The 13160-nt window shown below is 65.1% G+C and carries 14 protein-coding genes; 3 read left to right on the top strand and 11 right to left on the bottom strand.

What is annotated here, in order from left to right:
- The first annotated feature begins 176 nt into the window (after window positions 1-176).
- Together GV792_RS27920 and GV792_RS27925 are read left to right on the top strand one after the other, a co-directional pair.
- Window positions 177-761 carry a DUF3558 domain-containing protein gene (locus tag GV792_RS27920; RefSeq protein ID WP_163827976.1) on the top strand — a complete coding sequence of 195 codons (585 nt, stop codon included), beginning with the start codon at window positions 177-179 and terminating at the stop codon, window positions 759-761.
- Between the two features lie 8 nt (window positions 762-769).
- On the top strand, window positions 770-1171 hold the full coding sequence (locus GV792_RS27925; protein WP_163827977.1) for a hypothetical protein: 402 nt from the start codon (window positions 770-772) through the stop codon (window positions 1169-1171).
- 168 nt (window positions 1172-1339) lie between these two features.
- On the opposite strand, the gene GV792_RS27930 is transcribed toward GV792_RS27925, so the two are convergent.
- The gene (locus GV792_RS27930) at window positions 1340-1546 is read right to left on the bottom strand and encodes a DUF397 domain-containing protein (RefSeq protein WP_163827978.1); all 207 of its coding nucleotides are present in this window, start codon (window positions 1544-1546) and stop codon (window positions 1340-1342) included.
- Window positions 1543-2424: a helix-turn-helix domain-containing protein gene (locus GV792_RS27935; protein ID WP_163827979.1), complete on the bottom strand. Its 882-nt coding sequence runs from the start codon at window positions 2422-2424 to the stop codon at window positions 1543-1545. Before GV792_RS27935 ends, GV792_RS27930 begins: the two co-directional genes overlap by 4 nt.
- A gap of 532 nt (window positions 2425-2956) precedes the next feature.
- Between GV792_RS27935 and GV792_RS27940 the strand changes: the two genes are divergently transcribed.
- A complete protein-coding gene (locus GV792_RS27940) occupies window positions 2957-3379 on the top strand; it encodes a hypothetical protein (RefSeq protein ID WP_163827980.1) in 423 nt (140 codons plus the stop codon).
- Window positions 3380-3492: 113 nt separating this feature from the next.
- Here the strand turns inward: GV792_RS27940 and GV792_RS27945 are convergent, their stop codons facing one another.
- The 9 genes from GV792_RS27945 to kstD all read right to left on the bottom strand — a co-directional run bounded on the left by GV792_RS27945 (window position 3493) and on the right by kstD (window position 13131).
- Window positions 3493-4935, bottom strand: coding sequence for a DUF1254 domain-containing protein (locus tag GV792_RS27945; protein WP_163827981.1), 1443 nt, complete (start codon window positions 4933-4935; stop codon window positions 3493-3495).
- Window positions 4936-5218: 283 nt separating this feature from the next.
- Window positions 5219-6388 (bottom strand): type III polyketide synthase, encoded by a 1170-nt coding sequence (locus GV792_RS27950; protein WP_163827982.1) that lies wholly within the window; start codon window positions 6386-6388, stop codon window positions 5219-5221.
- A 140-nt stretch (window positions 6389-6528) separates the two neighbouring features.
- A complete protein-coding gene (locus GV792_RS27955; RefSeq protein WP_375154480.1) occupies window positions 6529-7665 on the bottom strand; it encodes a methyltransferase in 1137 nt (378 codons plus the stop codon).
- Window positions 7666-7835: 170 nt separating this feature from the next.
- The gene (locus GV792_RS27960) at window positions 7836-8123 is read right to left on the bottom strand and encodes a hypothetical protein (RefSeq protein ID WP_163827983.1); all 288 of its coding nucleotides are present in this window, start codon (window positions 8121-8123) and stop codon (window positions 7836-7838) included.
- A gap of 197 nt (window positions 8124-8320) precedes the next feature.
- Window positions 8321-8743: a hypothetical protein gene (locus GV792_RS27965; protein ID WP_163827984.1), complete on the bottom strand. Its 423-nt coding sequence runs from the start codon at window positions 8741-8743 to the stop codon at window positions 8321-8323.
- Between the two features lie 113 nt (window positions 8744-8856).
- The gene (locus GV792_RS27970; protein ID WP_163827985.1) at window positions 8857-9105 is read right to left on the bottom strand and encodes a hypothetical protein; all 249 of its coding nucleotides are present in this window, start codon (window positions 9103-9105) and stop codon (window positions 8857-8859) included.
- Window positions 9106-9501: 396 nt separating this feature from the next.
- The gene (locus GV792_RS27975) at window positions 9502-10239 is read right to left on the bottom strand and encodes a YwaF family protein (RefSeq protein ID WP_163827986.1); all 738 of its coding nucleotides are present in this window, start codon (window positions 10237-10239) and stop codon (window positions 9502-9504) included.
- Between the two features lie 146 nt (window positions 10240-10385).
- Window positions 10386-11249: a MaoC family dehydratase gene (locus GV792_RS27980; protein ID WP_163827987.1), complete on the bottom strand. Its 864-nt coding sequence runs from the start codon at window positions 11247-11249 to the stop codon at window positions 10386-10388.
- Between the two features lie 169 nt (window positions 11250-11418).
- Window positions 11419-13131, bottom strand: a complete 1713-nt coding sequence (gene kstD, locus GV792_RS27985) for a 3-oxosteroid 1-dehydrogenase (RefSeq protein WP_163827988.1) — start codon at window positions 13129-13131, stop codon at window positions 11419-11421.
- Window positions 13132-13160: the final 29 nt, after the last annotated feature.

A 13160-nucleotide genomic window follows, 5' to 3' on the forward strand; every position in this document is an offset into this window, starting at 1 on the left:
CACCCGAGCAGCCGGGGGTTGTTGGGGGTGGGGGCGGGCGGTAGCGTGCTGGGGGGAATGCGCCGCCTGGGTCGTCCCGGTTGTGGAAGGGCTCGGCGGCCCGCGTGGGTTCAGAAGGGGGCTACGTGTCCGTGGACAACAAAAGGTTCCGTCGTGCCGGTCGGGTACGGGGGACTGTGCTGCTCGCGGCGGCGGTGCTGGGGGTTGCCGGGTGTTCGGGTTCGACCGACGGGTCGCCGACGGCGGTTGAGAGTGCGGCAGCGAGTCCGGAGGACGGACCGACTTCGGAGACCGGGAGCGCCGCAGACAGTACGAGTGCTAAGCCGGACGAGGCAGCTCTGTGGGACCCGTGTGCTCTGCCAGGGTCGGCGATTTCCAGCACCGCTCTCGACACTGCTTCCAAAGAGTCCGGTATTGCCGAGGTGGACTTCAGCGACGCTGGCTGGAAGATCTGCACATGGAAAGCGGACGCGGATTGGTACTGGCTCACCATCTCGTCCGGGACCCCGACCCTGGACGAAGTCAAGGCACGCGATGATTTCACCGAGTTCTCTGACACCACCGTCGGGTCGCGTCGGGCAGTCCAGTTTCGCAAGGTGGGGTCGGCACACGACCTGAGATGCAATATCGCAGTGGAGGTCCCGCAGGGCATCGTGATGTTCGCGGCAGGAGCGCGCGCGTCGGTGGGCGCTAAAGAGGACATGTGCTCGGTCGCGGGCCGACACACCGCCGACCTGGGCGAGTACCTGCCCGAGAACTAGGGGGATACGTGAGTGTCGTCGACCTCGGCGGTGTAGATCCGAATCAATGGCGCCAATTGCTAGACCAGGCAAATTCTGGCGAGCTGACCTTGGACAAGAACGTCGGCGCTGGGCTTGACCTCGTTTGCCGAAACTATCTGGACAAGCTGGACCTCATCTACAACAAGATCCAGCAGGTCACTGATATCGAAGGTTTCGGTACCTTTCCCTCGGGTGATGCCTTGCGAGAGAAGTTTGCGTTCAAGGCCACCGGCACGGACCAGTCGCTCGACGCGGTGCTCACGGAGCACATCGAGACGGTCAAACTGATCCAGCAGGTGGTTGCGAAGTCGATTGCAAACCTGACAGAGACCGATGATGGGACTGGGCAGAAGGTTACGACAGCCGGGCAGGATATGCCGTCGGGATAGAACTGATTGACAGCCTCGATGGACCACCGGCTGAAGAGTTCATGCCGTAGCGAGGTCTCGATTCGGGGGGATCACGACACCGGCAACTGGTAGGGAAATCATTAGTGTGCGGACCCTGGACAACTGAACGTCCTGGGCCCGCACTGGGTGCTGCTCGCGCCTGCGCTTCTAGTGCTGATTGAACCTGCCGCTCATCAGTCCGGCGGTAAAGGCTGCCCACTCGTTCTGGCTGAAGACAAGCGCGGCACCGGTTGGATTCTTGGAGTCGCGGACGCCGACCAAGCGGTGGTCGAGGAAGGCAACCTCAACGCATTCGTAGCTGGCATCGCTGTGACTGCTCTTGAACCACCGTGCACCGGAAAGATCAACGTTCATGGTAGAAACTCCTTCGCGACCCGCCGAAGCAGAGCCCGGCTCTCCACGGCATCGAGGGCAGCACCCAGGTATGCCTCGTACAGCCCATGGTACCCACGAACATCCTTCGGCTTCTCGAGATAGAGCCCGCCGGTGAGGCTTTGGATGTATACGACAGGCGGCTCGACTTCCCTTCCTGTCCTGTCAATCCCGAACTCGAGGATGACGAAGTGGCCCGCCCCCGTACCGCGGGGCGCACCTGCCGTATTGGGCATCACACGCAGCCTGACGTTTGGTTTGGTGCTCAGGTCGGCCAAGTGCTTGAGCTGTATCGCCGAGACTCGTGGGCTTCCGATGACACGCCGCAACACTGATTCGTGCAGCAGAACATCGACTTCCACGGGACAACGCTTCCGGGTCACGATCATCTGTCGGTACTGTCGCATCTGTACCCGCCGTTCGTGTTCCGCTGAGGATTCCTCCGGGTACCCTTCCCGAACCAGCGCGCGCGTGTAGTCGGCAGTCTGCAAAATCCCCGGCACCAACTCCGTTTGATACGAGGTGAACCTCCGGGCGGCCGACTCCAACCCCATGTAAACGTCGAAGTTCTCGGGAATCAGATCTCCGAACTCATGCCACCAGCTTTTAACGTTGGCCTGTCGTGCGAGCCCGTCGAACGCGGCGGCATGTTCCTCCGGCACGGCGTACAGTTCGCACGCCGCTTCCACATGGCTGAGGTTGACCTTCCCGTTCTGTCCGTGTTCGAGCCGATACAAACTGCTGGAGCCGATTCCGAGTAGCTCGGCCGCTTGTGGCTGGCTCAGTCCGGCGCGCGTGCGCCAGTCCATCAGGTAGCGGCCGAGTTGGCGTCGCGGCAAGGTGGATCCGGTGTCCTGCATGGAGTCCTCCCCATTGAGGGCGGGCCGATCGACCCGCAAACGGGTAGAGCAATGACGCTGCCGCGGGAGACATGCTGGGCATTTACACCATTCGGACCGTACGGCCCTTCGCCGAGCACACCGCGCCCACCGCAGATGGTTCGCTGATCAACACCAGATACCGCCCTGAAGAAACCCCGAACACAATTTAGCACTGAACATCGTGTGCCGGAAACCATTCCTCTGCAATGTGATTGGAGTTCATTTGCTCGATATTCAACAGCGGAATATTCCGCGGGGGACGACGTAGCCCGGCCTCATAAAGCACATGTGCACCAGTTGTGGCCGGACCATGCTGTTGGCCCCGGGTACCCGCCGGATTCGAGCGCGGCGGATGACACGACGATCCCGCCGACCACCATCCACTGCTGAGAACCCCCGCCCGCCGACCCAGGGCAGGATGTGCCTTGTTCACCGATTGCCATACGGTAACCGGCCGCCCACTTCGGGTCGCCGCGGTGAATCGGTTCGTGTGTGAAGGGAAGTTCGAACGATGCGTGTGATCAACTATGGGGCCCGGCTCGGCCTCGCTCTGGCAGCGGTTCTCGCGGGGTCGCTGACCATGGCCGCCCCGGCCAATGCGGCATCGTCCCCGATCGCCGCGTGCGGCGGTGGCAGCTACCGCGTGATCAACCAACAGGATCTGAAGAATTTCGCCACGATCTACCTGATGTACAACGGCCGCACGAACTGCGTCGTCACCTGGAAGAAGATCGACATCGGCAAGAAGACGTCGACAAGTGCCGCAGTGCGGATCTATGGCAGGAACCCGGTGGTTGACGACGGGATGTACGCGTACTACGCCGGTCCCGTGAAGGTCGATGCCGCCGGCCAGTGCATCAGTTGGGAAGGTTCCGCGCAGCACGACGGCTTCACCGCCGCCTGGGGGAGCAACGGCCCGGTGCACTGCGGCTGAGTTCACCGCTCACCGCACTGACGGCGCCGCCGCCTCGCCCCGCACCAACCTCCACAGCGAACGTCACTTCGCGCTGCAAGGTTTTCGTGCGACGGGTCGGCGGCGTCCTCGGATCAGTCCATTTTGACGAGGTCGTCGGGCCGCCAGGTCTGGTCGTAGAAGGCGACCTCGGTGCCGTACAGGCGCAGGGCGACGATGAAGTGCCGTTCGGGAACAGTGCGGATGTACGCCGCGTCGACGACACCGTCGGGTTTGCGTGGCCCGAACCAGATGTCGATCGAACCGTCGTCGTTGTGCGGAATGTCGTAGTAGCCGTTGGTCGAGGGCAACAGCTGATCGGTTTCGGGCATGGTGCCGTCGGTGATGTTGTAGGCGGTGGTCGCCCAGAACAGTCCGGCCGGCACATCCGGTGGCAGGCGCAGTTTGTAGGTGTGGCCGCCGTGCAGAAACTCACCGTCGGCATCGTGATAGGTGAACGGATACTTCGATCCGGCGCCGGTGGAGTGGATATTCATCGCCGGCGCCGACGAGTAGGCGTACTGGAAGAACCGGGCGCGGGTGTTGATATCGAGGTAACTGTCCTGCATCCACTCGGCCGTACCGCCCGCCCAGGCGACCTGCCATCGGCGGTCATCGTAGTAGTAGTTGCGGTTGTCCTCGCGCCCCAGCTGAGCCAAGGCCAGGATCATCCGCGGGGCATCGGCAACGGCGCGATCCAGCGCCGTTCGCTGCCAGCCCCGCGGTTCGAACGGCTCGTCCTTGATGATGCCGATCGAGGCCAGCACACCGCGCGACTCCGGTTCGATCGCCGAAACCGGCTCGTAGTCCACGAACTCCTTCAGTGTGCTCCAGTACGTGAAATCGGTCGGGTACATCATGTTCAGGCGCTGACCGCTGGCGTTGGGGAACCGCATCGCCTGGACATCCTTCTCCGGCGTCCACAACGGGAAAACCCGGGTACGTTCAGCGACCGCGACCCCCGCCGCAGGCGCGGGTTTCCCATCGCCGCGGCCCATCACAGCGCGGAAGAACAGAAACACGTTGTAGGTGGACGAGGTGACGGTGTAGTAGCCGCCCGGGACGTGGCCATCGTAGTTCGGCGGCAACAGCAGATAGAGTCCGCCACGGGCCCGGTCCGGGCCGATCGCACCGACGTCGGTCAGGGTGCGCTGGAAGAAGTCGGTGAACATCCCGATGACGTTCGCCGGAGCGTCTACGACCAGCGGTCCCGTCTCCTTCAGGTCCAGGTAGCTCATCGCGTAGATGACGTCGGCGTTCGGCGTCGGGACCCAGGTACGGCTGTCCATCCGGTCTTTCCAGATCGGCAGCACGTGATACCCGCGCCCGAAGGCTCTCTCGGATCCGTCGCGCATTCCGATCACGTTCAGGGCGGGCAGCATCGTCATATAGGCATGCACCGCACGCTGGTAGAACAGCTCCGCACGAAGCGCCTCGGCTTCCTGCTGCGGTAGCCAGTTTCCGCCATTGAGCTGCCGGACCAACGGCGACGCCGTCTCCGCGAGTCCCGAATCGTCGGTATTCGTGGTATCGGCCATGCCCGCCTCCCGGTCAGATGGTGCGAAACATCCTCTGCTGACGCTACTCGAGCACCGAGAACATCTCCGGGAACAACACGCGTCCTGCCGTGCACCGCGCCAGAGTCGCGCGCTCCTCAGGTAACGCTGAATGCCCTGCACCCTGGCGCACAAGAGATCCTGATGACGTCAGTTTCACCGTACGAACACGTCGCATGAACACGCTTCGATGTCGGAATTCGCCGAAATGACGTCGGAATTCATCCACAGCACTCGATCGCGCCGGATGGCCGAGGCAGTAGGTTCACCCGGGGACGACGTCGAAGACGAATCCCTCCATCGTGATTCCCGGCGCGAAGGAGAACGCGACGCCCGTCGAGGTCGGCTCGTCCGCGCCGGTCCGATTGGCGATCCGTTCGAGCACGAAGATCAGCGAGACGCTCGACATATTTCCGTATTCGCCGAGAACATCCCAACTCGTCGACGCGGCTTCCGGCGGGAGGTCGAGTGATCGAGCGGATTCGAGCAAGATCTTCGGCCCGCCCGGATGGATTGCCCAGACATTGATGTCCGACTGGCTCAATTCATTGCGGTGCAACACTTCTCCGACGACGGGAGCGACTCCGTCGTAGATGTAGCGGGGTACGTTCTCGGACAGCTCGCACGTGATGGCGTCGTGCCCGACGCCGACCGCGATGCCGTCTTCGGTGCCCTCGAACAGGTGGGTGAAGTGATCCCGGATGACGATCGTCCCCGCGTCGGCAGGCTCTGCCCCGCGGTTCGCCCCGATGACGACCGCACCGCAGCCGTCCCCGAACAAGCTGTAGCTCACCACGTCGTTGAGGTCTTCGACAGGCCCGACATGCACAGAGTTGAGCTCGATGCACAGCACGAGCGCCTTCTTGTGCGGGTTGGCCCGGACAAAGTCCGAAGCGGTGCGAATCCCGTTCATCGCCGCCGCGCACCCCATGAAGTTGACCACCAGGCGAGCGACCGACCGGGGCAGTCCGAGGTCGTTGACGACCGCGACGTCGACGCCGGGTGCGATGAGACCGGTGCTCGTCGCGAACACGAGTAGTCCGACGTCGGCCGGGTCGACACCGTCGAGCGCACGCCGCGCCACATCGACAGCCAGCGGAACGGCGTGGCGGTAGAACAGCCGCATGCGATCCTGGATCCTCGCCGGTGTGCCGCTGGGCGCATGAGGTCGAGAATCGAGCGGGTCGACCGCGAATCGCCGGGTGTTGATCATGGTTTTGCCGAACAGTCGCCTGATCCAGGTTTGCTGCTCCGGATCGGTGAATTGCCCGGCGATCCAGTCCGCCGCGTCGGTTTGGTCGAGGACCAGACCGGGCGCACCGGTCGCGATCGCTTCGATGACAGGTACCGCCGCCGGCGAGGAAGGCGGAGTCGTGCGCTCGCGCGAATGCGCAACCGTTCGGGTGAAAAGCTCCTGGTCGAGGGCGAGTGCCATGGATATCGTCTTCCTGGATTGTGTGCGGTGTACTCCCATCGTCGAAGAGCGAACGCCGGGCACATAGTCACCCAAGGTGGTGGATCCCCACCCCCAGCGAGTACGGCGGTCCATGGCACCGCCGCATCCGGCGGGGACCGTCACGACCCGTCCCGCACCAACCTCCACAGCGACGTCACTTCACGCTGCCTGGCTTCGTGCAGCGGGTCGGCGGCGTCCGTCGCACGAGGGTGCCGTGGCTGTGTGTCATGCCTGCTCGCGACGCGCAGCCCGGCGGCGGCGATGCGAGCCAGCAGGGCCGCTCGCATCCGCAGCCCGAGGTGTTCGGCGAGGTCGGACAGGACCAGCCATCCTTCCCCGGCGGGTGTGAGATGGTCGGTGAGTCCGTCCAGGAACCGGTGCAGCAGTTGGGAATCCGCATCGTAGATGCCGAGTTCCAGCTCCGATGTCGGTTGCGCGGGCAGCCAGGGCGGATTGCACACGATCACGTCGGCCCGCCCACCCGGCCACAGGTCGGCCTCGAGGACATGCACCCGGTCGGTGAGCCCGAGCCGCCGCATGTTCGCGCCCGCACACGCCACCGCGCGGGGGTTGATATCGGTGGCGATCACCCGCCCCGCACCCCGGCGGGCGAGGACGGCGGCGAGCACCCCGGTCCCGGTCCCGAGGTCGAACACGACCGAGGGCGCCGCGCCTGCGGTGAACGGCGCATCCGCCACGAGATCGATGTACTCCCCGCGCACCGGTGAGAAAACCCCGTACGCGGGATGAATACGGTCGCCCAACGCCTCGATCGGCACGCCGCGCAGATGCCATTGGTGGGCGCCGAGCACCCCGAGGAGTTCGGTGAGCGACACACACGAGGGCTCGGTGGCGACGCCGTACGCGTGATCGCATGCTGCCCGGACATCGGGTGCCCGGCGCAGCGTCAGGGAGTGGTCCGGCTCGAGCAGAACCATCAACCGCCCGAGCACCCGCGCCCGTTCGGCGCGCTTGGCCCGATGCCGGTGGAAGAGCTCCGCCGGACCGTCGCCGATCGGCTCGGCGCGGGAGCTTTGCAAGCGATCCACGGCCCGCAGCAGCTGGCGCGCATTGTGAAAGTCGCCGCGCCACAACAAACCAGTTCCGTTGCGCGCCATGCGGTAGGCGGACTTCGCGGTGGTGCGATCGTCGATAACGACCACGCGGGAAGGCGCGGGCGCCTCATTCTCGGAACGCCACCGCGCAGTGCGGGCTGTTCCGTCTTCGGTCCAATGGACCACGGACTCCATGCCCATAGTCACGGCAGGAATCCTTCCGTCACGTATGCCCATACTTTCACAGCAGCCGGTCCGCCCCGCGCGCGAGTACGCGGTCCCGGCTGGGAGTCGCGGGCGAGCATCGACACCGCGGCGAATGCGGGCTTCCGGACGGAACCCGACGAATTCGTGAGATTACTTCCGTCCGTTCAGGATTCCGGGGGAAGGATCGGTGGCGCGAACACCTCTTCCAGCGGCGTCGGGCCGGTGTAACGGCGGCAATTGCAGTTCACCCATTCCCGCATGCCGTGCATACCACGCCGAGAGATCTCGGCGTGGCACTTACCGGTGTCGCGATCATGCAACGCCAGGTCATGCCCGCATCCGCAGCGCGGGCGAAGCTGTTTTCCCTGCCGGGGCCGGCGCTGAGCGAACCGGCCGACGACCCAGCCGGCAACAACCAGGCCACCACCGACCGCGAGGCTCAGGGGATCCATGGGGGCAGTATATGTATACGCATAGCTGGCGTCACTCCGAGCCGGCCGCGCTCGACATCGCACCGGTGCCGGGGCCGCTTCGGCCCCGAATCCTTCCCCGGCTGATCAGGCGCCAGGCGAGTGGTAGCGCGCGGGGCCCGGCGACGGTACCGCAGTGGTGACCGTGGCCGGGCCCGCTGCCGGTTTCCGGTCGCGACTCAGATCGCGATACAGGCGGAACCGGTGTTGATGCCGTTGCCGACGCCGCCGATCACCTGCTTCATCTGAACCGTCGACCCCGCCTGGATGGCGTAGATATAGGTGATGCCCGTCCTGGACGGAGTCCAGGTCACCCTGGCTGCGTTGCCGGATGGCATCGCCTCGGCGAAGCCAGTGGGGCCCTGGCCTTCCTCGAAGAAGTAGACCGGCTTGGTGTTGTCGTCCACCGTCACAGCCACGGTGTAGGAGCAGGTTGTCGCGTACTGGTGGGTGCCGATAGTGGCCGACGGGTGGATGCCGATGCTCTTGACCGTCGCGGACGCGGGCGGTGCCACCACAGCGGTAACGCTCGCGACCACTCCGAGAGCGGCCGCGCCGAGGGCGAGACGAATCGCTTTGGGCGACCGCAGAGTTCGCGTCATTGTATGAATCTCCTTGTGCATGTGTCCGGAATCTTTCGTCCCGGATATCGGGTGCCGAATTCGGCGGGAACGACCGGCATCGTCGCGTCCGGTCAGGTCAGGGACTCGGGCGCTCAGAACGGGGCGGGGACCATGGGGCACATCGTCGGATCCTTCACGAGCCGCAGGACCACGCAGGCCGACCGCATGAGGAATGAGATCGAGGCGGATGCGGCTTCGCCCGCGGAGCCGGTGCCTGCCGAGCCGGTGTCGGCGACCTCGGCCATCGCGACCTGCGGCGCCTCGGCTTGTGCGAGCGCGGCGGGGGACAGGAGGACGCCGGCCATCAGTGCGCCGATGGTGAGCCGAGTGATTCGAGACATCTCGAACGTGCCTTTCTTCGGGTTCATCAGCCTTACGGCTGGCCGACTTCGCGTTCGCCGCCGCGACATCGGGGGTGGACGTGTTTGTCCGGGTGGGGTTTCTTGCTATCGGTCATCGCTTGGCTGCCCCGGGGGGAGCGGCCATATGGTCGAGGCGATGAGCAGAGCCTGACCAGCGTCTCGGCAAGGCGCGGAGCGCCGAGCGTGCCTGCCGAAAGCGCCGTCCGCAGCCGGGCCGACGCCTCGGCGCCGGCATGAGCGTCGACGAGGCGGGCATCTACCTCATGGTTGGTTGTGTTCACAGCAACCACCTCCTTCGTCGACCCACTCAAGTCCTTGTCACCGTGTCAAGGTCAAGTCATGAAGTCACGCCACCTACCGGCGTGCCGGTCGCGACTATTTCTGACGCCCCCGAACCCAGGGCCAGGTCATCAACGCCCACACCGCGAGCAGGATGAGCGCGACCGTGCCCAGATACCAGGGCCACGGCCCCAGCACATCGAGTAGCGACGGCGTAGACGGCTTCCGATTCACGAACCCGTAATTGGTGTCGGCGAGCGAATTGAAGACAAAGGTCACCGCCACCCACACCACCGTCGCCGCTACCGCGAACAGGTAACTGCCCCAGTCCGGCCGCATCCCCACCCCCCACGTCAAATAGATCGCCGCCCACACGACCAGCAAGTGGATAGCCCAGAACCCCAAGTACTCATAATGCGGAAAGTCCGGACTCTCCAACGCGGGCGACACCAGCGCCTGCGTACTCAAGGTGAGACACCAGTAGTAGGTCAACGCATAAGCCCACCGTTGCTGCGTCAACAGCGCATACCCCGCCACGATGGTCGCCAAATCCGTCAACCGCAGCGGAACCGACCGCTCGATCATCGGCGGAAACATCATGAACAGGTAGACCACCAGATACGTCCCGAGCGTGGCAGCCCCGAACACCCGCCCGAAAACACTTGGCGCGCCGCCGTTCCGCTCCCGCCGCCCGACCAGGACGACCGCCACCGCCCCGGCCGCGAACACCGCCAGCACAACCCAATGCGATAGGCCGTACGCGGAGAACTCCCTCGCCAGCGGTGGGTCCACAACTAACACTCTAGTGATGCCGACCGGTCCCGCCTGGTTCATCGACGTAACGACCCGAGCTGAGGTTCCACGGGATGTGGATCGAATTCGAATGGCGCGGCGCCAGAGACACCGACGAGGGAGACATCAGGCAGGCGACACGCCGATTCGCCCTGCCCCATGTCCCCCTCGTCGAGGTGTTGGGGTGTTTAGTTGTGGAAGGTCAGGCGGACGTCGGCGAGGATCGGAGCATCGTCGCGGTCCACGACGCTCGCTCCGATGATCAGTTCACCTTCGGTCCGCCAGATCCGGGTGCGGATGGTTTCGCCCGGGTACAGCACCCCTGCGAAACGCGCCCGGAAACCGGTGACGCGGGAGGCGTCGGAGTCGAGGGCGGTGTCGGTGGCGGTTTTGCAGACGATGCCGTAGGTGCACAGGCCGTGCAGGATGGGGTTGGGGAAGCCTGCGGCGCGGGCGAATTCGGGGTCGGAGTGCAGGGGGTTCCGGTCGCCGAGCATGCGGTAGAGCAGTGCCTGCTGGGGGAGGGTGGGGGTGGTGACGTCGAAATCTGGTGCGCGGTCGGGCAATTCGGACTTCGTGCTCGGTCCGCGTTCGCCGCCGAAACCGCCTTCGCCCTTGGCGAAGATGGAGGAGCGAGCCGTCCACAGCGGGGCACCGTCGGAGCCGGTGATGGTGTTCTCCTGCACCACGACCGCGGCCGAACCCTTGTCCCAGATCTCGCTGATCCGGCCCGTGCTCGTCGCCTTACCCGAGGCGGGGATGGGGCGGTGCACCACGATCTCCTGGGAGCCGTGCACCACCTTGGCCAGATCGATGTCGATACCGGGGAAGCTGACCTTCGGCGGCTCGGTTTCGTGCAGGGTCTGCGCGACCGTCGCGAACGTCGGCAGCACCTGCGGGGCGCGGTCGTCGAGGTAACGCAGTTCGGCGGCGTCGGTCCAGCGCGCACCCGCGCCGAGGCCGAGCTGATACAGCTGGACGTCGGACGCCGTCCACGCGAACTCCCGGCTCGGCAGTTCGGCGCCGAGCGCGATCTTCGGGTCGATGGGCATCAGTTCTCCTTGTGCATGATTGTGGACAAATGTGTGCCGCCGTTTTCGTCATCCTGCCGATTGCGGCGTCGGGGCGGGCCGGATTGTCCGCCTGGTGGGACGGCGGAGGAACGACGAACGCGGGTGAGTGCCGGTCGGCAACCGGCAACCACCCGCGTAGCAACATCCGTTAGACCTCGGCCGAAGCCTCCGCCGGCTGTGCCTTCTTCCGCTCGGCGATATCCAGCACCGCCAGATAGCCGAAGGCGATCGCCGGACCGATGGTCGCGCCGGGACCGGCGTAGGTGTGGCCCATGACGGGGGTGGAGCAGTTACCCGAGGCGTACAGCCCCTCGATCGGGGTGCCGTCCTCCTTCAGCACGCGACCGGCGGTATCGGCCACGAGACCGCCCTTGGTGCCCAGGTCGCCTGGCACGATCTTGGCCGCGTAGAACGGGCCCTGGACCAGCGCGGCCAGGCACGGGTTCGGCTTGACGGTCGGGTCGCCGTAGTAACGGTCGTAGTGGCTGTCGCCGCGGCCGAAGTCCGCGTCCTTGCCGGTTTCGGCGAAGGTGTTGAACCGGCTGACGGTGGCAGCGAGATTCTCGGCGGGCACGCCGAGCTTGTCGGCCAGTTCCTCGAGGGTGCCGGCCTTGACGATGAAATCGTTTTCCATCCAGCGGGACGGGAACCGCTGACCAGGCTGGAGCCCGGCGAAGATGTAGCGGTTCCGATAGCGCTGGTCGAACACCAGCCAGGCGGGGATGTTCTCGCCCGGACCCTCACCCTGACCGTATTCGCCGCCGTACATGGTGTGCACAGCCTCGACGTAAGGAGCGGACTCATTACCGAATCGCTTACCGTCGGTGTTGATCATGATCGCACCGGGCAGATTGCGCTCGGCCAGTGCGAACCACGGCCTGCCCTCGCCCTTGAACACGGTCGGACCCCACCAGGCGTCCTCCATGAATCCGATCGCGGCGCCCGCGTCCATACCCGCGACGATGCCGTCGCCGGTGTTGGCCGCCGCACCCGTCGTCCACTCGGTGGTGATGGGCTGGCGCTGGTACTTGGCGCGCATCTCGGCGTTGTGCTCGAAGCCGCCGCTGCCGAGGACGACGCCCTGGCGCGCGGTGAAGGTGACGGGCTTGCCGTCCTGGAGCGCCTCGACGGCGGTGACGACGCCGTCGGTCACGACGAGCTTGGTCATCGGGGTGTTCAGCAGCAGCGGAACGTTCGCGTCCATGAGCCCCTTGCGCATGGCCGCCATGATCGCCTGGCCCATGACCAGCAGATGCTTGCGCGTGAACTTCGCCCAGTAGGTGCGGGCGCCGACGCGCATCGCCCGCATCATGCCCTTGGGGTGGCGCTTGATCAGGTTGAGCCGAACGAAGTCTTCCTGCATGACCGCGACGTTCAACGGTGCCTTGGCGTACGGCGGTTCGAGGTTGAACCGTTCCTCGCCGAGGACCATCGCGTTGAACGGCTTGGGCTCGCACGAGCGGCCATCGCCCTTACCGCCCGGAGCCTCGGGGTAGTAGTCGGAGTAACCGGGCACCCACTTGAGCTTCAGCGGGGTGTGGTCGAGCACGAAGTCCAGCGCTTCCGGCCCGCGATCGATGTAGGTGTCGATCCGTTCCTTCGGCACGACATCGCCGATGATGCTGTGCAGGTATTTGCGCGCGACCTCGCGGTCGTCCGGACGCCCCGACGCCAGCAGTGCCTTGTTCCCGGGAACCCATACTCCACCACCGGAGCGAGCGGTGGATCCACCGTAGTGTGCGGCCTTTTCCAGGACCACCACGCTGAGCCCGTGATGGGCGGCAGTCAGCGCGGCGGTCATTCCGGCGGCGCCGCTACCGACCACCACCACATCGTATTCCCGATCAGTCATGTAGAACACGTTATAGAATCTTCGGTTGTTAATCCATT

Origin of the sequence: Nocardia cyriacigeorgica (assembly GCF_010868145.1) — a bacterium.
Lineage (GTDB): Bacteria > Actinomycetota > Actinomycetes > Mycobacteriales > Mycobacteriaceae > Nocardia > Nocardia cyriacigeorgica_D.

Excerpts from the sequence above, each read along its gene's own strand:
- GV792_RS27930 (WP_163827978.1), bottom strand. The coding sequence starts at position 1,546 with ATGAACGTTGATCTTTCCGGTGCACGGTGGTTCAAGAGCAGTCACAGC.
- GV792_RS27935 (WP_163827979.1), bottom strand. The coding sequence starts at position 2,424 with ATGCAGGACACCGGATCCACCTTGCCGCGACGCCAACTCGGCCGCTAC.
- GV792_RS27940 (WP_163827980.1), top strand. The coding sequence starts at position 2,957 with ATGCGTGTGATCAACTATGGGGCCCGGCTCGGCCTCGCTCTGGCAGCG.
- GV792_RS27945 (WP_163827981.1), bottom strand. The coding sequence starts at position 4,935 with ATGGCCGATACCACGAATACCGACGATTCGGGACTCGCGGAGACGGCG.
- GV792_RS27950 (WP_163827982.1), bottom strand. The coding sequence starts at position 6,388 with ATGGCACTCGCCCTCGACCAGGAGCTTTTCACCCGAACGGTTGCGCAT.
- GV792_RS27955 (WP_375154480.1), bottom strand. The coding sequence starts at position 7,665 with ATGGGCATGGAGTCCGTGGTCCATTGGACCGAAGACGGAACAGCCCGC.
- GV792_RS27960 (WP_163827983.1), bottom strand. The coding sequence starts at position 8,123 with ATGGATCCCCTGAGCCTCGCGGTCGGTGGTGGCCTGGTTGTTGCCGGC.
- GV792_RS27965 (WP_163827984.1), bottom strand. The coding sequence starts at position 8,743 with ATGACGCGAACTCTGCGGTCGCCCAAAGCGATTCGTCTCGCCCTCGGC.
- GV792_RS27970 (WP_163827985.1), bottom strand. The coding sequence starts at position 9,105 with ATGTCTCGAATCACTCGGCTCACCATCGGCGCACTGATGGCCGGCGTC.
- GV792_RS27975 (WP_163827986.1), bottom strand. The coding sequence starts at position 10,239 with ATGAACCAGGCGGGACCGGTCGGCATCACTAGAGTGTTAGTTGTGGAC.
- GV792_RS27980 (WP_163827987.1), bottom strand. The coding sequence starts at position 11,249 with ATGCCCATCGACCCGAAGATCGCGCTCGGCGCCGAACTGCCGAGCCGG.